This window comes from Shinella sp. AETb1-6, assembly GCF_009826875.1.
Classification (GTDB): Bacteria; Pseudomonadota; Alphaproteobacteria; order Rhizobiales; family Rhizobiaceae; genus Shinella; species Shinella sumterensis.
Window position 1 is genome coordinate 39,189 of the sequence record NZ_WUMM01000020.1, and the last position, 18,720, is coordinate 57,908.

Annotated in this window: 19 protein-coding genes and 2 pseudogenes; 16 read left to right on the forward strand and 5 right to left on the reverse strand. The window is 60.5% G+C overall.

The features are described 5' to 3' along the window. From GR158_RS23600 to GR158_RS23620, 5 genes and pseudogenes are all read left to right on the forward strand, one after another. Positions 1 to 897: an ROK family protein gene (locus GR158_RS23600; protein ID WP_134651497.1), complete on the forward strand. Its 897-nt coding sequence runs from the start codon at positions 1 to 3 to the stop codon at positions 895 to 897. Positions 898 to 910: 13 nt separating this feature from the next. Further along, positions 911 to 1,699 carry an inositol monophosphatase gene (locus GR158_RS23605; protein WP_134651499.1) on the forward strand — a complete coding sequence of 263 codons (789 nt, stop codon included), beginning with the start codon at positions 911 to 913 and terminating at the stop codon, positions 1,697 to 1,699. 3 nt (positions 1,700 to 1,702) lie between these two features. Then, a pseudogene (locus GR158_RS23610) lies at positions 1,703 to 2,035 on the forward strand (hypothetical protein); the annotation flags it as partial. After that, the gene (locus tag GR158_RS23615) at positions 1,929 to 2,465 is read left to right on the forward strand and encodes an acyl-homoserine-lactone synthase (protein WP_371731784.1); all 537 of its coding nucleotides are present in this window, start codon (positions 1,929 to 1,931) and stop codon (positions 2,463 to 2,465) included. The pseudogene GR158_RS23610 and the gene GR158_RS23615, both read left to right, overlap by 107 nt. Before the next feature lie 68 nt (positions 2,466 to 2,533). Continuing rightward, on the forward strand, positions 2,534 to 2,863 hold the full coding sequence (locus GR158_RS23620; protein ID WP_160872835.1) for a hypothetical protein: 330 nt from the start codon (positions 2,534 to 2,536) through the stop codon (positions 2,861 to 2,863). A gap of 305 nt (positions 2,864 to 3,168) precedes the next feature. On the opposite strand, the gene GR158_RS23625 is transcribed toward GR158_RS23620, so the two are convergent. After that, on the reverse strand, positions 3,169 to 3,996 hold the full coding sequence (locus GR158_RS23625) for a glycoside hydrolase family 19 protein (RefSeq protein WP_160872836.1): 828 nt from the start codon (positions 3,994 to 3,996) through the stop codon (positions 3,169 to 3,171). 219 nt (positions 3,997 to 4,215) lie between these two features. Between GR158_RS23625 and GR158_RS23630 the strand changes: the two genes are divergently transcribed. From GR158_RS23630 to GR158_RS23640, 3 genes are all read left to right on the forward strand, one after another. Then, a complete protein-coding gene (locus GR158_RS23630; RefSeq protein WP_160872837.1) occupies positions 4,216 to 4,452 on the forward strand; it encodes a hypothetical protein in 237 nt (78 codons plus the stop codon). 302 nt (positions 4,453 to 4,754) lie between these two features. Then, positions 4,755 to 5,066: a hypothetical protein gene (locus GR158_RS23635; RefSeq protein WP_160872838.1), complete on the forward strand. Its 312-nt coding sequence runs from the start codon at positions 4,755 to 4,757 to the stop codon at positions 5,064 to 5,066. 415 nt (positions 5,067 to 5,481) lie between these two features. Beyond that, positions 5,482 to 5,766: a hypothetical protein gene (locus GR158_RS23640; RefSeq protein ID WP_134651505.1), complete on the forward strand. Its 285-nt coding sequence runs from the start codon at positions 5,482 to 5,484 to the stop codon at positions 5,764 to 5,766. Positions 5,767 to 6,116: 350 nt separating this feature from the next. Here the strand turns inward: GR158_RS23640 and GR158_RS23645 are convergent, their stop codons facing one another. Further along, positions 6,117 to 9,245 (reverse strand): efflux RND transporter permease subunit, encoded by a 3,129-nt coding sequence (locus GR158_RS23645; protein WP_134652791.1) that lies wholly within the window; start codon positions 9,243 to 9,245, stop codon positions 6,117 to 6,119. After that, on the reverse strand, positions 9,245 to 10,348 hold the full coding sequence (locus GR158_RS23650) for an efflux RND transporter periplasmic adaptor subunit (RefSeq protein ID WP_160872839.1): 1,104 nt from the start codon (positions 10,346 to 10,348) through the stop codon (positions 9,245 to 9,247). Before GR158_RS23650 ends, GR158_RS23645 begins: the two co-directional genes overlap by 1 nt. 97 nt (positions 10,349 to 10,445) lie before the next feature. Between GR158_RS23650 and GR158_RS23655 the strand changes: the two genes are divergently transcribed. Genes GR158_RS23655 through GR158_RS23670 form a run of 4 tightly spaced genes read left to right on the forward strand, consistent with a single transcriptional unit; the run spans position 10,446 to position 13,623 of the window. Then, positions 10,446 to 11,024 (forward strand): TetR/AcrR family transcriptional regulator, encoded by a 579-nt coding sequence (locus GR158_RS23655; RefSeq protein ID WP_160872840.1) that lies wholly within the window; start codon positions 10,446 to 10,448, stop codon positions 11,022 to 11,024. A gap of 47 nt (positions 11,025 to 11,071) precedes the next feature. Beyond that, positions 11,072 to 12,337: a beta-ketoacyl-ACP synthase II gene (fabF, locus tag GR158_RS23660; RefSeq protein WP_160872841.1), complete on the forward strand. Its 1,266-nt coding sequence runs from the start codon at positions 11,072 to 11,074 to the stop codon at positions 12,335 to 12,337. Positions 12,338 to 12,397: 60 nt separating this feature from the next. After that, positions 12,398 to 13,381, forward strand: a complete 984-nt coding sequence (ftsZ, locus tag GR158_RS23665) for a cell division protein FtsZ (protein WP_160872852.1) — start codon at positions 12,398 to 12,400, stop codon at positions 13,379 to 13,381. Positions 13,382 to 13,428: 47 nt separating this feature from the next. Beyond that, complete coding sequence (locus tag GR158_RS23670; RefSeq protein ID WP_230640373.1) at positions 13,429 to 13,623, forward strand: hypothetical protein; 195 nt, start codon at positions 13,429 to 13,431, stop codon at positions 13,621 to 13,623. Between the two features lie 43 nt (positions 13,624 to 13,666). Here the strand turns inward: GR158_RS23670 and GR158_RS23675 are convergent, their stop codons facing one another. Further along, on the reverse strand, positions 13,667 to 14,089 hold the full coding sequence (locus GR158_RS23675; protein WP_160872842.1) for a MarR family winged helix-turn-helix transcriptional regulator: 423 nt from the start codon (positions 14,087 to 14,089) through the stop codon (positions 13,667 to 13,669). Between the two features lie 143 nt (positions 14,090 to 14,232). Between GR158_RS23675 and GR158_RS23680 the strand changes: the two genes are divergently transcribed. After that, positions 14,233 to 15,606 (forward strand): MATE family efflux transporter, encoded by a 1,374-nt coding sequence (locus GR158_RS23680; RefSeq protein ID WP_160872843.1) that lies wholly within the window; start codon positions 14,233 to 14,235, stop codon positions 15,604 to 15,606. 149 nt (positions 15,607 to 15,755) lie between these two features. On the opposite strand, the gene GR158_RS23685 is transcribed toward GR158_RS23680, so the two are convergent. Then, on the reverse strand, positions 15,756 to 16,388 hold the full coding sequence (locus GR158_RS23685) for a TetR/AcrR family transcriptional regulator (protein WP_160872844.1): 633 nt from the start codon (positions 16,386 to 16,388) through the stop codon (positions 15,756 to 15,758). A gap of 219 nt (positions 16,389 to 16,607) precedes the next feature. On the opposite strand from GR158_RS23685, the gene GR158_RS23690 reads away from it, so the two are divergent. From GR158_RS23690 to GR158_RS23700, 3 genes and pseudogenes are all read left to right on the forward strand, one after another. Further along, a complete protein-coding gene (locus GR158_RS23690; RefSeq protein ID WP_202402421.1) occupies positions 16,608 to 17,501 on the forward strand; it encodes an NAD(P)/FAD-dependent oxidoreductase in 894 nt (297 codons plus the stop codon). A gap of 55 nt (positions 17,502 to 17,556) precedes the next feature. After that, positions 17,557 to 17,936 (forward strand): annotated as a pseudogene (locus tag GR158_RS23695) (antibiotic biosynthesis monooxygenase). Positions 17,937 to 18,020: 84 nt separating this feature from the next. Beyond that, complete coding sequence (locus GR158_RS23700) at positions 18,021 to 18,494, forward strand: isoprenylcysteine carboxylmethyltransferase family protein (RefSeq protein WP_134652777.1); 474 nt, start codon at positions 18,021 to 18,023, stop codon at positions 18,492 to 18,494. Positions 18,495 to 18,720 lie beyond the last annotated feature (226 nt).

Below are 18,720 nucleotides of genomic sequence, written 5' to 3' on the forward strand. Positions count from 1 at the left end.
GTGCTTATCGGAATCGACTGGGGCGGAACAAAGATCGAAGGCGTGGCGATGGAGCCGGACGGGCGCGAGCTCCTGCGCCTGCGCCAGGACACGCCGCGTCATGATTATTTCGGCTGCATCCGCATGATCAAGGAGATGATCGAGGGGCTGGAAACACAGACGGGCCGCAGTGGCTCGGTCGGCATCGGCATTCCCGGCTCGCTCGAGCCCGTCAGCCGTCTCGGCAAGGGGGCTAGTTCCACTTGGCTGCTCGGCCAGCCGGTGGAGAAAGATCTCAACGACATCATCAAGCGCGAGCTGCGCATCGAAAACGATGCTGACTGCTTTGCTGCCTCGGAAGCAGTCGATGGCGCGGGGGCGGGCCACAACGTCGTTTTTGCCGTCATCCTCGGCTCGGGCGCGGGGGCGGGCATCGCGATCGGTGGAAAGGCGCATCACGGTCCCAACAACAGCGGCGGCGAATGGGGCCACAATCCCCTGCCTTTTCCCGATGTCACCGAGATTTCCGGCCGCCCGTGCTATTGCGGCCGCCATGGCTGCATGGAGACCTGGGTGTCCGGCCGCGCCTTCGAGGCGGAATACACCCGCCACACCGGCGAGAAATTGAAGGCTCGCGCTATCATCGAAAAGAAGCGGGCCGGCGACCGGCTTTGCGGCCTGCTCTGGGACCGCTATGTCGATCGCGTGGCGCGCGGCCTAGCGACGGTCGTCAACACGCTCGATCCGGACGTGCTGATCATGGGCGGCGGCATGTCGAATGTCGACGAGCTCTATGACGACCTGCCGCCGGCGCTTGCCAGACGAACGTTCTCGACGGTGTTCCACACGCCCATCAAGCGGGCGGTACACGGTGATTCCAGCGGCGTGCGCGGCGCGGCCTGGCTCTGGCGCGATTGAAAGGAAAATTCCGATGGCCAATTCCACGCTCGCCGAGCGCTACGCCTTCGCGCTGACGCTGATCCGCGATGCCGGCGACCTCGCCCATGGCTATTTCCGCCAGCGCGACAGTCTGACGATCAAGAGCAAGGGTGCCCAGGACATGGCCAGCGAGGCCGACCTGAACACCGAGCTTCTCATCAAGGAACGGCTGGCGACCGGTTTTCCCGAGGATGCCTTCTTCGGCGAGGAAACCGGCATCTCCACCTATGCGCCAGGTCAGGGAATCTGGGTCGTCGATCCGATCGACGGTACGCAGCCGTTCATTTCAGGCCTGTCCAGCTGGTGCGTGTCGATCGCCTTCGTGCAGGACAACGAACTGAAGTTCGGCATGGTCTATGCGCCGGCGCGCGACGAGCTGTTTGCCGGCGGCGTCGATTTCGCGGCCACGCTGAACGGCAGGCCCGTCGAGCGCCATCCCGGCCGCTCGGTACGCGAAGGCATCTGCGGCGTGGGCTATTCGCCGCGCGTCAAACCGGATGAATTCCTGCCGATGTTCGGCCGTCTGCTCCATGCCGGCGGCATGTTCTACCGCGAGGGCTCCGGCGCGCTAACCCTGTGCTACGTCGCAAGTGGCCGGCTTCTCGGCTATATCGAGCCGCATATCAATTCCTACGATTGCCTGGGCGCCATTGCCGTCATTCGCGCCGCCGGCCTGAAAACCAACGACTTTCTTGCCGATGACGGGCTGAACAAGGGCAATCGTGTCATCGCCGGCAACGACGCCGTCTACGCCGCGCTTCTCGAAATCTATGGCGGTTGACCGATGAGGGCGACCGCATTCCGTGCCGGGCGCACCTACGATGCCTTCCTGTTCGACATGGACGGCACGCTTCTCGATTCGACCGCGGTGGTGGAACGCGTTTGGGGGCGTTGGTGCACGCGTCACGGTTTCGACCCCGCCGTGTTCATACCGACGATCCACGGTGTGCGGGCGATCGATGTCATCACGCCGCTTGCACTGCCGGGTGTCGATCCGCTCCGGGAAGCGCTTGCGATACAGGACGAGGAACTGGAGGATGTCGCTGGCATATCTGTTGTGGTGCGACGAAGAGAAGAAACGCCTGTTCGGTTCCGTTCGTCTGATGCCGACGACCGGCCCGACCCTCCTCTATGACGTGTTTAGGGGTACATTCCCCGACGCCTGCGATCTCGTCGCACCTGGAATCTGGGAAGGCACGAGGATGTGCATCGACGAAGACGCGATCGCACCAGATATGCGCCCGGACCGCGCGTTTTGCCTTTTACTTTTGGCGCTCTGCGAAGTCGCAATCGACAATGGCATCCATACGATGATTTCGAATTACGAGCCGCACATGAAGCGCGTCTACAGACAAGCGGGGGCAAAACTCGACGAACTTGGCCGCTCGGATGGATATGGCCGCCTCCCGGTCTGCTGCGGTGCATTCGAGGTGTCGAACCGCGTGCTCGCTGCCATGCGCGAAAAGCCCAGGGTCAGCGACAGACTTTACCGCCGTCCTGCGTTCCCGACACGCGTCTTTTCCGAGCACGCAAGGATACCGGCGTGACGCAAACGGTCCCGGCCGAGGCCAAGCTCCGCCCGGCCGGAACGCTTCGAGATCCTGGAGTTGCTGCCATGTACAAACACGTCGCCGAGGCATTCGTGCCAGTTACGCATGCCCGATGCGTTGCCGAAAAACTCCGCACGAAATGCTGCGGCTATTGCCTGTCGATCGACGTCGCCGGCGCCGACAGGTTCCTCATGTTCGAGGACGCCCGCGCAATCCTTCGGCCGGCCGACGCTGGTCTTCGGATGCGGGTCGAAGGACAAAACCTGGTTGTCTTTTGCGGCGTTCGAATGCTCCTGCAGGGTCAGCTTTCCGCCGTGGGCACCGCCCAGGTCAGAGCGGTCGAATGGGAGCCGGCCGGACGCGTGCCTTTTGGAACCGATGGAGCGTCGCCATAAGACGTCCGAACGGCTCCGTGACCGGCATGCGGGTTTGGGCCGCTGAATTCGGCATCAACGGCGGAGCCCTATCTGGGTTCCACGAACGATCTCGCGGTTCTGGCGAAGGTTCCTCTCCTGCAGAGCTCGCGCCTGCTCATGGATCTGCCTCAATGATGCGGCCTGGTCCCGTGTCACGCTGAGCGATGAAGCGAGCCGAGCGACATTGCCGCCCTTCAGATCGGCTTTGTCAGTGGGCGCTAACGACCCAAGTCCGCCAGCGGGCAAGCGCCGTGGCGAGTTTCGAAACAAACGCTTTCATGACATCACCCACACATGAAGCCGAACCAGGAGCACGGCAGGTTGGAAAGATAGGCGCCGGCAGCGGCGATGATGGCGACGATTCCGGCGCCGGCAGCGGCCGCACCGGGCGAGACCGGCCCCCGTTCTGGGGTGGTGCCCAAATCGGTGCTTTTCTCGCTGAAGGCGCTGGGTTCCGAGGCTTTCGGGGTGATGCCCGCAGAAGGCTTTTTCGGGCTGTAGCCGGCGGCCACAAGGGCGCGTTCGAAGGCCTTGGCATAGCCGGCAATAAGCGCGGCCTTGTCCATACCATTCACGATACGGCGCGCACCCTCGTAGTCGGCCCGGCCGTCGCTGATGTAGTCGGAGAGCGATTTCCCGGTGAAGCTGCCGAGCTCCATGCCAACGAACAGGATCTGGACTGCGGTGGAAAGCTCCAGCGCCTTCGACGGATCTTTCACGAGATCGACGCCGATCAGCAGGCCGAGCTTCTGGTAATTGGCCTTGTGGGTGATCTGCACGAGCCCGCGGCCGAACCACGACTTGCCGTCCGCGTCCTTGCGCCAGTAGGGCGTCTTCACCCAAGTCAGCTGGCCGGTCTTCCAAGCCTTTTCCAGCGCGGCAATCGCGCCTGCATCGGTCTTGGCTAGCGTCTCCCGCACCGCCTGCATGGTGTGGGCGGATTCGTGGTAGGCGGTGGCGAGGATATAGGCCAGTTGCCGAAGTGGCGTTCCTCGCCGCTCTGCCTCGTCAAGGATGGCCTCGGTGCCCTGCACCTGGCTCTGGCTGATGGACGTGCCGAAAACGCCGGGCGCGCGCTCGCGCACCGACGCATAAAATGTGGAGCGGTTCATGGAGGATTCCTTCGTTGGGGTGATGTTGCCGTGACACCGGCATGACACGGGCGTCGCTTCGCTCGGGCAGTCGCCCTTTGGCTCCAATGAGCGATGTAACGTCGAGGAACAAACTGGTAGGCTCGGTGTTTGTAGGTGCATGAACGCGTCGGGGTCCGCAACAGCCGCTTGCGCCGACGCAGCCCCTTTTCTCCTGGCTGTTTGAGAAGAGGTGACACTGTGCCGAAGTTCTTTTTCCACATCAGGACTGCGTTCAACTTCCAACCTGGCGAGGAGGGGCTGGAATTCGGATCGAGCGCGCTCGCGCGTTTGGGGGCAATCGCGGCCATACGGGAAGCTCTGTCCCCGGCGATGTCGCGCGGCCACACGATTGATGGCCGATGGTTCGAAATAGCCGATGAGGCTGGAGCGACCGTCGAGGTTGTCTCGTTCAACGAAGCAATCCGCTCAGCATAAATGAAGCGCTGGGCGCGGCGTCAAGCGCCCCTTAGAAGGGATGCCCCTCGGCGCCGAACTGCGCGCACCTCGCGACGTAGGATTTTCCGCGCAATCTGCCCGCCTAACCGTCCACCCATACGATCGTTCCCCATTGAAGACGTTGGTACCGAGCCGACCTTACTGGCATCGATCACAGATGGCCTTATTTGTTTCCTTGCTAATGCCTCAATAAGCGCGCATGGTTGATATTCCAGTAGCCATCATCACGGGCGCTACTGTTTGAGGGCTTGCTACCCTAGCCCCAACGAAAGGAGGACAACATGTCTTCCGATACGAGACCTACTGTTTCCTCTGCCGATATGAAAATGATCCGCTCACTGCTTTTTCGTGCAGGGTACAGCGCGGGGTCCCCCATAGAGGGAGAGTTTCGTGCTGATACGGCGACCGCTATGCTTATGGAGAAAGTGCGTGACGGCGAAACTTCCCCAGCGGTTCTTGAGCGTTTTCTTGGCAACAGCTATGGCCGCCCCGAGCCGGAGACAGAGTTGTTTAAATCGGGTCTCCCGCAGTTCGCCATTCAAGGCCTGCCTACTCGCGCCGCCTATCGGATTAGGCAAGCAGAGACCAAGTGATCCAAGCGGTGAGAGCCGGGCTGGTTTCGGTAAACCCCAACGGCTTCAAATGACCTTATTTGTTTCTTGTAAACGCTTCGATAGGCGCACAGGATAATTTCTTCGGCAGCCGACGTTTTGGGCGCTGCCACGTGAGGGTTTACTACCCTGAACCCAACCGAAAGGAGGACAACATGTCTTCCGTCATCAATCCTCGTCAAAACGGACATCTCGTCGCGACCGCGACGTCGCATCTCGTCGTAACGGCGAGCATACTCATGATCCTCTACGTCCTTGCGGCGGGATGGCTTTGGTAGACCTCCGGCTGACGAACCGAAGGACAGCAGCCAGATCCCGAAGCGCGATCTATCGAGCACTCCCGACCGCCGCCAATGACGGTCCGGTCCATACCAATGAAACCCCGGATGAGTGCGCCATGAGAACGACAGAGACCGAAATCACCTTCACCCGGCCTTTCCGGATTGAATCTCTCGTCGAGTTGCAGGACGCCGGCACCTACAAGCTTATCGTCGATGAAGAACTCATCGCTGGCTTGAGCTTCCCCGCATATAAGCGGGTTGCCACACACATTGAGATACCATCGCTTTCGGCGCCGACAGTGATGAGGCAACGCCTTCAGGTCTCCTATGATGAAATTTACCGGGCTCTTGCGCTGGATGCCAGGCAGGCTTCGCCTCCTAGTCTCGATCCGTTTGCCTGAACAAGCATTCACCGTCATCCCACTGAAAGGATGGAACTATGTCTTCCATAATCCACAACGTAGACTTTAGCCGAGCGAGCAATCGCATTCTCAATCAGATGCTCCAAAGGGCCGGCTACGTCACAGAACGAATGAAACCCCTCATCGGCCCACTGGCAGAGCAATCCCGGACGGTGCTCCAACGTTTCATGGAGGGAATTCTTGACCGACACGAAAACCACACCCCCTCGGGTCCGATTGCAGGAGCGGTATACGGCCGGCCCTAATACGCCGATCGTCGTGCGGCCTGCCGCACCGGCTGGGACCTTGCTCTGTTGCAAAACCTTACGGTCGATGTCTGAGCCTGTCGGCTACTCTGCCGCAAGACGCATGTCGGGTTCCAGGTTATTGTCATCCTGGGAGTGCTCATGGTCGTGGTGCATAGCGCTGTCCTCGGTCGGCTTGATCCGGAACCAGGCGGCATAGAGTGCCGGCAGGAAGAGCAGGATCATCAGCGTGCCGACAGCCGTTCCGCCGATCAGCGTGTAGGCCATCGACCCCCAGAAGACCGAATGGGTCAGCGGGATGAAGGCAAGAACAGCGGCAAGGGCCGTCAGGATGACCGGGCGGGTTCGTTGCACCGTCGCTTCGATCACCGCGTGATAATCATCGAGACCTGCCGCCTTGTTGTCCTTGATCTGCTCGGTCAAAATAAGCGTGTTTCGCATGAGAATACCGGCGAGCCCGATCAATCCCAGAATAGCGTTGAAACCAAAGGGCTGATTAAAGAGAAGAAGCGCTGGCACTGCACCGGCAAGGCCGAGCGGAGCGGTCAGCATGACCATGGTCATGGTCGAGAGGCTGCGAACTTGTAGAATGATGACAATCAGCATTGCTGCGATCATCAATGGGAAGACCTTGACGAGGGCGTCGTTCGCCTTAAGCGATTCTTCGATATTGCCGCCCATCTCGATGCGGTAGCCGACGGGAAGCGAGGCGATCAGCGGCTGGAGGGCCGTCATCACGGCTTGTGAAACCTCAGGCGGTTGCGTTGCCTCGTTGATGTCAGAGCGGATGGTGATGACGGACGTGCGGTCTCGGCGCTTCATGATCGGCTCTTCGAACGTCACCTCGGAGTGTCCGATCTGGTCGAGCGGAACGGCGCGTCCGTCTCTGCTGATCAGGGAGAAATCTCCTAGCCGCGAGGGATCGAGGCGGATTTCTCCGCCGCTGCGGGCTACCACTGGAACGTTGCGGATGTTTTCGCGAACCTGGGTGATCGGAACGCCCGACAAGAGGAGCTGGATCTGCTGTGCCGCTTCAGCCGGAGAAAGCCCGATGAGGTTGAGCCGCTCCTGATCCGGGATAAACCGGACGACAGGCGTGCGGTTACCCCAGTCGCGGTTGGCCTGGCGAACGTCCGGCACGGTGTTCATGACGGCCCGCGCCTGTTCGGAGATCTCGTAGAGCTTTTTCGGATCGGGTCCCATGATACGGAACTCGACCGGAAACGGTGTGTAGGGACCGAACACGAGCTGGTTAACCCGCACGGCGGCTTCAGGTGCAAGACCTTCTGCGATGGCGGCCCTCAGGCGATGCTTCAGGGCTTCACGTCCCTGTGCATCAGGGGTGAGCGCGACGATTTTGGCAAAGGCGGGGTCGGGCAGTTCTGGCGACATGGCGAAGAAGAAGCGCGGCGCCCCTTGGCCAACATAACTGGTGACGATCTTGGATTCCGGCTGCTGCTTCAGCCACTTTTCCAACTTCTCGACGGTCGCCGTCGTTGTTTCAATGCTGGTGCCTTCGGGCAAGCGGACTTCGACCAGGACTTCAGGGCGGTCGGATGTCGGGAAGAACTGCTGCTTGACGCTGCCCATTCCGACGATCGAAAGGCCCATGATGACGACAACGGCGGCGCAGGTCAGGAACTTGTGGCGGACCGCAAACTTGATCACTGACCGCAGGCGCTGGTAGTTCGGCGTGCCGTAGATTGCCTCGTGGCCACCGGTGACCGGCTTGATGGCAGGAAGCATCTTGACGCCAAGATAAGGCGTGAACACCACCGCGATGATCCAGGACACGATGAGGGCAAAGCCGACGACCCAGAAGATGTTGCCGGCATATTCGCCGGCGCTCGATTGGGCGAAACCAACCGGCATGAGGCCGATGATGGTGACAAGCGTACCCGAGAGCATGGGCGCCGCAGTATGGCTCCAGGCATAGGCGGCGGCCTTGATGCGGTCCATGCCCTCCTCCATCTTCACCACCATCACCTCAATCGCGATGATAGCGTCGTCGACGAGGAGCCCGAGCGCGAGGATCAGGGCGCCGAGCGTGATGCGGTCGAAAAACCGTCCGGTTTCGAGCATGATGAGGAACACGACAGCGAGCGTCAGCGGCACGGCAAGCGCAACAACGATGCCGACGCGCCAGCCCAAGGCGATAAGACTGACGAACAGCACGACGCCGAGCGCCATGGCGAACTTGAGCATGAATTCGCCGACCGCCTCGTCGATGTTGACGGCCTGGTCGCTGACTTTCTCAAGGGTCATCCCGAGCGGAAGCGACTGGGCGATGGTCGCCGAGCGCTCCTCAAGTGCCTTGCCGAGTTCCAGACCATTCCATCCCGCCTGCATGACAGCACCGAGCATGATGGCGGGCTCGCCGTTGTGGCGGATGACGTAAGTCGCAGGGTCTTCGTAGCCGCGACGAATGTTGGCGAAATCGGATAGTTTCAGGGTGCGACCGCCGGCGACGATCGGTGTGTCGGCGATGGCCTGGATATTGTTGTAGGCACCATCGAACCGGATAAACACCTGTGGCCCCCGCGTATCGATCGAGCCGGCCGGCGTGACCGTATTCTGGTTCTGGAGAGCCGACGCGATGCTCTGGGCCGAGACACCGAGGGTCGCGAGCTTGGCGAAGGAGAATTCGACAAAGATCTGCTCGGGACGTTCGCCCAGAATATTGATCTTCTTGACGCCGGGCACGTGTAGCAGATCCTGCCGGATGGTTTCGGCCTGACGCACCAGATCACGCATTGGCATGCCCTTGGCCTTCAGGGCATAAAGGCCAAAACTGACGTCGGAATATTCATCGTTGACGAAAGGCCCAAACACACCCGGGGGCAGGTTTCGCGCCTCGTCGCCGAGTTTCTTGCGCGCCTGATAGAACTCTTCCTCTACCGCGCTGGCGGGCGTGTTATCCTTCAGCGTCACCGTCAGATAGGCATAACCGGGGCGTGTCGTTGTCTCGACACGATCATACCAGGTCAGTTCCTGAATACGCTTTTCCAGCGGCTCGGCGACAAGGTCCTGAATTTCTCGGGCGGTTGCACCCGGCCAGACGGACGTCACCGTCATCGTCTTGATGGTAAAGGACGGATCTTCCGCGCGCCCGAGGCTTAAAAACGCATAGACGCCTGCAGCCGCCAGGAGAACGATAAAAAAAAGGGTGACGGATCGCTCACGAACGGCAAGCGCGGAAAGATTGAAGCTCATCAGTTTGCCGCCTCTGCTTTTTCGACGCTGGTGCGAATTTTCTCGCCATCGGTCAGGAGATGGGCGCCGAGGGCGACAACCGTTTCTCCCGCTTTCAAGCCCGAGACGATTGCGGTGTCCTCGCTCAACCGTTCGACTTTCAAGGGACGGAAATTGACGCTGGAAGCCGTCTCATCGACGACCCAGGCCCCCGTGCGATTGCCATCGTCGAGAATGGACCCGAGTGGTATCTCGGCATGGGCCAGAGCATCTTTGTTGGCGATCTTGATCGTGACGGTCGCACCGAGCGGCGCATCGGCGACCGTTCCTTGCAACACCCAGCGCGTCTCATAGGTGCGTGTCTGCGCATCGGCGGAAGCGGAGATCTGGCGCAGAACCGCATTGTCTTCAGCATCGCGACCGTAAATGCTCGCCTGAGCGGTAGCACCCGGCTCAGGTCTGAGGTTTTCCGGCATCCAGACCAAGGCCTCGCGCGCACCGGATTTGGCTAGCTTGACGACGGTCTGGCCGGCTGCAACCACCTGCCCCGGCTCGCCCAGGGTTTCGACAATCGTGCCGTCAGCGTCGGCCAGAAGAACAGTGTACGTCGCCTCGTTCTCGGCGACCGTCGCGTCAGCCTTGGCTGCGGCAAGCTGTGCTGTAGCAGTGTCCAGCACCGCTTTCGCTCTCTCGTACTGTTGCGTCGATGCGGCATTGGTCTTGACCAGCGCTGCAAAACGCTTCTCGTCGCTCACAGCCTGCACGTAAGTCGCCTGTGCGGCGGCGACCGCGTTGCGCTTTGCCGTCAGCGCAAGACGCAGATCGGTTCCGTCGATCTTCATCAGCGGCTGTCCAGCCTTGACGTCCTCGCCGAGATTGACGAGCCGCTCAACAATCTTGCCCGGAACCCTGAAGCCGAGATCGCTTTGAACACGTGCGGCGATCGTTCCGGTAAAGCTGCGCGAAGCGCTATCGGGCGCCCTGACTTTTACGACGCTGACAAGCGGGATCGCGGTCCTCGGATCAGCAGCTGCCGAGAATTTTTCCGTCGGCCAGAACATGACTGCCGCCGTCGCGGCACCCGCGATGATCACCGCTGTGGTGAGGAGAAACTTGGTTTTCATGTGCTGACCCTTCTTGACGGTCGAGGTATTCGGAATAGATTGCAATCTAACTCTAAAAGATTTATAGATGTCAAACGAAATCTAAAAGGAGAGCACGATGAGAGTCAGTCGCGTCCAGGCCGAAGCCAACCGAGAAGCCGTGATCAACGCGGCAAGCCGCCTCTTTCGCGAGCACGGATTTGACGGGATCGGTCTCAAGGATCTGATGAAGGGAGCCGGCCTGACACAGGGCGGCTTCTACAAGCAGTTCGATTCCAAGGACGATCTTGCCGCACTCGCATCGCGCCGGGCGATGGAGAGCGCAACGCGCCGCTGGTCGTCCGTTGCCGCCTCCAGCAACGATCCACTCCAGGCAGTCGTCGATCTCTATTTGTCGGCAGGACATCGGGGCGAGACCGGCGATGGATGCCCTCTCGTCGCACTCGGCTCTGATGCGGCTCGTCAAAGTCCGGAGGTCCGGACGCCCTTCCAGGACGGGATCAAGGCCCATCTTCAGGTGCTGGAGGAACTCATCCCGAACGATGGTGCACCCGAGGCAGCCGAAAAGGCCATGGTCGTGCTGTCATTGATGGTCGGTGCGGTCACGCTTTCGCGGATCATGACGGACGAAGCGATGTCCGATCGTGTTCTCGAAGCTGCATCGAACGAGGTGAAGCGCCTGGCTTCGACCGAATAGGTCTGGCGCCAAGCGTCTCTTCTCCAAAGTGAACAGGTGAAATCGTCATGCGTCGTATCGTCGTCACAGGCATGGGAGCGGTGAGCCCGCTCGGTGCCAGCGTCTCCAGTTCCTGGGCGCGGCTGTTAGCCGGTCAATCGGGCATTCGCCGCCTGCCGGAGGAAATCGTCGGCGATCTCCCCGCCAAGGTCGGGGGCGTCGTGCCGTCGATCGAAGACGATCCGGAAGCAGGTTTCAACCCCGACCTCATCCTCGCGCCGAAGGATCAGCGCAAGGTGGACCGCTTCATCCTTCTAGCGCTCGCCGCAGCCGACGAAGCCTTGGCACAGGCCAAATGGAAGCCCGCGTCCGAAGAGGATCGCATGAGAACGGCAACTATTATTGCTTCTGGGATCGGGGGCTTTCCGGCGATTACCGACGCGGTCAGGACCGTCGATCAGAAAGGACCGCGGCGTCTGTCGCCATTCACGATCCCCTCGTTTCTCGTCAATCTGGCGGCGGGCCACGTCTCCATCCGCCATGGCTTCCGGGGTCCGTTGGGTGCGCCGGTGACGGCATGCGCCGCGGGTGTCCAGGCTATCGGCGACGCCGCCCGCCTTATCCGCGCTGGCGAGGCCGACATAGCAGTCTGCGGCGGGACCGAAGCCTGCATCAATACGGTCAGCCTCGGAGGCTTTGCGGCTGCACGGTCTCTGTCCGCAGGCTTCAACGATACGCCGGAGCTGGCCTCGCGTCCGTTCGATATGTTGCGCGACGGCTTCGTCATGGGCGAAGGTGCTGGCGTGCTGGTCATCGAAGCCCTCAGCCATGCCCTGGCGCGCGGTGCAGAGCCGCTTGCCGAACTGGTCGGCTACGGCACGACGGCCGATGCCCATCATATCACGTCCGGTCCGGAGGACGGCTCCGGAGCCGCTCGCGCCATGCGGATCGCCATTAAGCAGGCCGGTATCGCGCCGGAAGAGATCCAGCATCTCAACGCCCATGCCACGTCGACTCCAGTCGGGGATCGTGGCGAGATCGAAGCGATCAAATCGGTGTTTGGCTCGGGATCGGGCCTTGCCGTGAGTGGCACGAAGTCGGCAACCGGTCACCTTCTCGGAGCGGCCGGTGGCCTGGAAGCGATCTTTACCATCATGGCACTCAGGGACCAGATCGCACCGCCGACGCTCAACCTCAATGCTCCCGACCCCGCAAGCGACGGGATCGACATCGTTGCAAAGCGGGCGCGCCCGCATCTGATGAACTACGCCATTTCGAACGGATTCGGTTTTGGCGGTGTCAACGCCAGCGCCGTGTTCAAACGCTGGTCGTAGGCCCTTCGATTGGCCGATGTCCCTTTCGATGCTCCAGCCAGCAAGAGGATAACAGCTATGATGAACGCTCAATACCGCACGGTCGACCAACTGCCCAAAATCACCGTGATCGGGGTCGGCGGCGGTGGTGGAAACGCGGTCGACAACATGATCGCGAAAGAGGTGGCCGGAGTGGGCTTCCTGGCAGCCAATACCGACGCGCAAGCGCTTGCCAAATCATCGGCGCCGCAGATCGTCCAGCTTGGCCCGCAGCTCACTGAGGGACTTGGCGCGGGTTCCCTGCCCGATATCGGACGTGCAGCCGCCGAGGAGTCGATCGGCGATCTGATGGCCTACCTGACCCGTGCCGACATGCTGTTTCTGGCTGGCGGCATGGGTGGCGGGACCGGGACAGGCGCCATGCCGGTTATCGCACGCGCGGCCCGCGCGGCAGGCATTTTGACCGTCGCTGTCGTCACCGAGCCCTTCATGTTCGAAGGGTCTCACCGCTTGCGCCAGGCGCGAGCCGGGATTGAGGCTCTTGTTCAGAGCGCGGATACCGTGATCGTTGTGCCGAACCAGAGCCTGTTTAGCCTTTCCAATCCGCATACGACCCTCGCAGAGGCCTTCGCCATGGCGGATGCGGTGCTGCATGCCGGCGTCAGCTCGGTCGTCGATCTGATCTTGAAGGAAGGCATCGTCAATCTCGATTTCGCCGACGTCCGCGCCGTCATGCAGGGCATGGGCAGAGCCGTCATGAGCACCGGCGAGGCGAGCGGGCCCGACCGAGCGGCCAAGGCCGCGAAGGCGGCGGTGGAAAACCCGCTGTTCGGCGACGCCGTCCTCAGCGGCGCAAGGGGTGTTCTTGTTTCGGTTTCGGCTGGCCGGGACCTGACCTTGCACGAAGTCGACGAGGCCGCCAGCCGCGTTCGCGAAACAGTCGACACGGAGGCGGAAATCATCTTTGGCGCCGCCTTCGACCCTGGTCTTGGTGACACGATGCGTGTGTCGATCGTGGCGACAGGCTTGCAGTCTGAAGAGATCGCCATGGGGCGCGTCGCATAGCGCATTGTCGTCGCGCTGGGATTCAGGAATTTCGACCGAGACGGAGCATGAAGATGTGGAAGCGTTTTTGGGCAAAATGGCGCATTTGGGAAGAAGCGCTCGGCGGTATCGATGGTCTGCAAGGAGACCATCTCATCAGCCTGGAGAGGCGCGTAGCGAGCCTCGAAAACAGAGTGGCAATCCTGAAGGAGCGCGGTGACCCGACTGATGGCTTGAGCGACGGCCTCGATCTTTGTTCCTGATTGCTATGAGCAGGCCTCGTAACGATAAAACTTCCCTCTATTCTCAGGGTTGGGACAGCAAGCGCAGCGCGGCCACAACCTCTTCGAGAACACCATGCGCTGCCAGCTTCTGTTTGATCGCGTCATCCATTGTGTTCAGGATCTTTCGGGACGATTGAAGCCGCATCTCCCCTTCCGGCGTCAGCTTCACGCGCCTCACGCGCCGGTCAACGACATCTTCCGTGATGACGACGAACTGGCGTTTCAGCAAGGGTTTCAGGTTCGCCGAAACCGTCGAGGGATCAAGACCGAGCGCAATGCGCAGGTCTGTCACCCGCGGGCAATCCAGCGCGGCGATCGTTTCAAGCACCACCGCCTGCTCTACAGTGAGTTCGTGGATCTTGAGTGCCGCATTGATCTTGCGCGACAGGCGTCGGTTGAGTCGAAGGACGGCGGAACAGAGATCGTCGTTTTGGGTGGAGTTCATCTTTTCTGTCCGATAGCGACCGCGATGCTGAGCGCAGTGCGCGAGTTTTTTCGTCTGATAGATTTTGAACGTAATCCATCATTGACTTAGATTCTGATAGCAATCTAAGTCAATATGCGCGCGGCGCGTTGAAGGGATTTTCCATGAACAGCACATCGTCGGCGCAAACGCCGTCTTCCCCGTCACGCAGGAATATACCTCATGCACTCAGCGGGCCGGTTGCGCCTGCCATTCTGCGTCTTGCGGCGCCGACCGTGCTCGTACTCGTGGTGCAGACCATGGTTGGCGTGGCCGAAACATACTTCGTCAGCTTTTTAGGGACAGAAGCGCTGGCTGGCGTCACGCTGGTCTTTCCCATTCTGATGCTGATGCAGATGATGGCGAACGGTGGGATCGGTGGCGGAACCGCGGCGGCAATCGCCCGCGCATCGGGTGCTGGCCGTCACGACGATGCCAATGCCCTCCTTTGGCATTCGATCGTCCTCGCCTGCGGTCTCGGTGTCGTCTTCTCCGCAGTCGCCTTCATGATCGGGTCGACGCTTTACCAGGCGATGGGCGGGACCGGCGGGACTTTATCGGCGGCGATGACCTACTCGATGGTGGTGTTTTCCGCCTCTGTGCCGATCTGGCTGACGGCGATGATGTCATCAGCGCTTCGAGGCGCCGGCAATGCCCGCTTTCCTGCCATGGTAACGATTTCTGGAACCTTCGTCCTGCTTCCGCTCTCTCCCACATTGATATTCGGGTGGGGGCCGTTTCCGGCTTTGGGCGTCGCTGGCGCCGGGCTCGCGGTCGCAGTCTACTATCTCATCACAGCGACGTGGCTGTTTGTCCACCTTCGCAGCGTCGGCAGTGTCCTCAAGTTCAGGCCTGTCCCGCTTGAACGGCGCCTGTTCGGGGAAATCCTTGGCGTCGGTCTGCTGTCCGCTATTGGTACCATTCAGGTGAATATAACGGTGACCTTCGTTACGGCGACCGTTGGCCACTTTGGCACGGAAGCGCTGGCAGGCTACGGCATTGCGTCCCGTCTTGATTATCTTCAGATCCCCATCCTGTTCGGGTTGGGCACGGCCATCGTCACCCTGGTCGGCATCAATATCGGCGCAAACCAGATCGAGCGCGCGCGGAAAATAGCGTGGACGGGGGCAGGCATGGCGTTTGCTTTCTCGACAACCGTCGGTCTCGTGGTCGCGATCTGGCCGCAGTTATGGATGGGGCTGTTCACAGATGATCCCGATGTTGCCGCGCAAGGTGCGCTCTACCTGCACATCGTGGCGCCATTCTATGGCGCCGTGGGACTGGGGCTTGCGCTTTACTTCGCAAACCAGGCGGCAAAGCGCGTGTTCCTGCCGGTGCTTGCTGGCACGGCCAGGATGGTCGTCGCCGCATTTCTGGGCTGGTCCGCTGTAGCGTTGTGGGGTGCCAACCTCACGCAACTATATTGGATCGTTGCAGTGGCTGCAGCGCTTTACGGCATGCTGACAGCCTTCGCGGTCTACCGACAGACCTGGAAATGAAGCCTCTCACTCGCGCTTTGGGACGGGCATAGAGCCGAGCCTGTCCTCGTTCCCGTCCATGTCAAAATCTGTCAGAAAGCACATTAAGCGTATGTTAGCGCAGGTCTGGCGCCTCGTTCATCAGCGCCGGATCGCAATGCTTGGCAGCTTTACCGTCCCTTGTGCGCGTTGATAAATATGGCGACGGCCGATCGGCAATAGGATTCGATCTCTTTCTCATCATTTGCTTTCGCCACGTCAAAGCGTGCGACGAGCAAGAGATCGGAACCCTTGAAAAGTGCGGCAAACAAGCGGGCGGATTGAAGAGGATCGGGCACGAACAGAAGTGACTTTGCATGCAGCTGACGCAACAGGCCCTCGATCTGCGCAATGATATGGGCAGGACCTGCTTCGTAGTGCATCTTGCTCAACGACTTCTGGTTTGGCGTGTCGGCCATGACCATGGCTTCAGCATTGCGGACCTCCGGGCGCAGAAGCGAGCGAAGCAGCGACGATCCCGCCGCCATGAGCTGATTTTCGGCTGAACCATCGACGCCTTCAAAGAGTTTCGGCGGCACTAACTGCTGGCAGCGGGCCGCAAAGGCCGCGCCAAACAGCGCCTCCTTGTTTTCGAAGTGCTTGTAGATGCTGAGCTTGGATATCTTCGCTCGCTGGGCAACCTTGTCCAATGTCGCTGCATGAAATCCCAGTTCCTCAAACAGGTCGCACGCTGCATCAACGATCGTTTGAGCAAGCGCCTCGTTGGCAGGCCGGCCGCGCCGGTTTTGGACATTTTCACTCATGGCTATTTGCGATCCTTGACAGTATCGTTATTTAGCCTTACGATACCACCCAGTATCTGAAATATGCAAGTCGAAACCGCTGACCCCAGCCACGAGGCCGCCATGCAACGACGAGCACTGCTGAAACTGGCCGCGTTTTCCGCCATTGGTATTCCTCTCGCTCCAGTAACTGCAAAGTCCAACCCAACCCTCATTACCCGCAACACGGAGCCCACAATAATGAACGACGTCATCATCATCGGCGGCAGCTTTGCTGGACTCGCCGCTGCCCTGCAGCTCGGTCGTGCCCGCCGCAAAGTCATCGTTCTCGATACCGGCCTGCAGCGCAACCGCTTCGCTGGCCGCTCGCACGGTGTGCTCGGTCACGATGACAAGCCACCGTCCGCAATCCTGACCGAAGCGCGGCAGCAACTTGCGCGGTATCCTGCAATCAAGATGGTCAATGCCCGCGCCGACAATATCTCCGGCACCATCGACAATTTCTCCGTCCGCACTGGTGATGGTGAAACCCTGAGTGCGCGCCGCGTGATCCTGAGCTACGGCGTTGTTGACCAGATGCCTGCTGTCCCGGGTTTTGCCGAGAACTGGGGCACATCCGTCATCCCATGCCCATACTGCGACGGCTTCGAAGTTGCTGACCAGCATTGGGGCCTCGTCTGGTTCCGCCCACAGTCGCACGTTCAGGTCAAACTGTTTCAGCATTGGACTGACAAGTTGACTGTCTTCGCAGATGGTCACGACATTGCCCCCGATGTCCGGACCGAGCTCGCGCATCGCAATATACCGATCGTTGAGGGCAGGCTCAGTGAGATTGGACGTCATGGCGACCATGGCGCCACCATCAAACGCGAGGGTGGTCCCGATGTCGCGGTCGACATCCTGTTCGCGCATCCGCCGATCAAGCCGTCTGCAACCCTGCATGACGCATTGGGACTTGACACAGTCGATACACCCCTCGGCAGCGTTCTCAAGGCCGACGAGCGACGCGAGACGAGCATGCCCGGCATCTACGCCGCCGGCGATCTGGCCACCCCCGGGATGCCCTCGGTCACCAACGCAATATGGCAGGGCGCGACCGCGGGCATCTCCGCTCAGCAATCGCTGCTGGTTTAAGAGCAGGAAGCTTCGATCCCCCTGCTTCAATTTCACGATAGACAGGACCGCTACCATGGCCGTCGCAAAACCATTCATACCTCTCGATGAGAAATTTCCTTTCGACCGCCAACTCGGCATCGCGGCCGCGCCTCTTGTGCTCATCAACTTCTTCACCGTCGTTGATCCCGCCGACGATGCGGGCTTTCTGGAGGCTTTCAAGGCGGCAGCTGAGGTCATAACGAAGCAACCGGGCTTCATTTCCATGCAACTGCATCGAGCGATCGGCGATAGCCCGACTTACCTGAGCTATGTGGTGTGGGAATCCACCGATGCGGTCCGCGCCGCCTTTACTGATCCCGCGTTCCTCGCAAAACTTCCAGCATATCCGTCGTTGGTCGACCCAGACCGCATCTGTTTCAGAAGGTTGCTGTTCCCGGCTTCTGCGTTGCCTGACCTGGGAAATACTAAAATCGCGATGACGGGGATCTCGACCCAGCAGTCGATGCTGGTTTTAAGAGCTTAGATAGGAGGATGAGCATGGGTGTCGAACCGGACAGCGCGGGTGTGCATTTTCCTCCTCCCTTCGTCTATCTGGGAGCGCTGCTGTTGGGACTGTCGGCGGAACGGTACGTCACCCTGCGCTCGTTCGGCATCGACTGGCGGCTTCTGGCCGCGATCGGCGCGGTACTGTTCATTGCTGGCGTGGTATTGATGGTTGCGGCGGCCGGGCTGTTTCGCCGACTTGGCACCAACACGCCACCGTCGCGGCCAACCACCCTTATCGTAACGACCGGCCCCTATCGGTGGACCCGCAATCCCATGTATCTCGCTATGGCGCTTATCTATGCCAGCCTTGCGATCGGCTTGGACGGGCCGATCGCCCTCGCCTTGCTCCCGTTGGTGCTGATCGCGATCCAAACGCAGGTGATCGCCCGCGAGGAGCGCTATCTGGAAGCAAAGTTCGGGGACGACTACCGCCGCTACAAGGCCAGGGTTCGCCGCTGGTTCTGACTATTCGCTGCTGCCGCACCGAAGCCAGTGTTGGTATCCATCGTCTGACCGCTCTTGGAAACGCATGACATGCATGGACTTAGCACACGTCAGCTTTGACTCGCCAGACAGCACCTTCACTCGCTGCGAAGTGAGGATCCCACGGTCAACCGGCAGATATTGCGGACACGTTGGGCTGTTAGTCTTCTGACGTATACATCACGTAGTTGGGATTGTTTGAATAGCT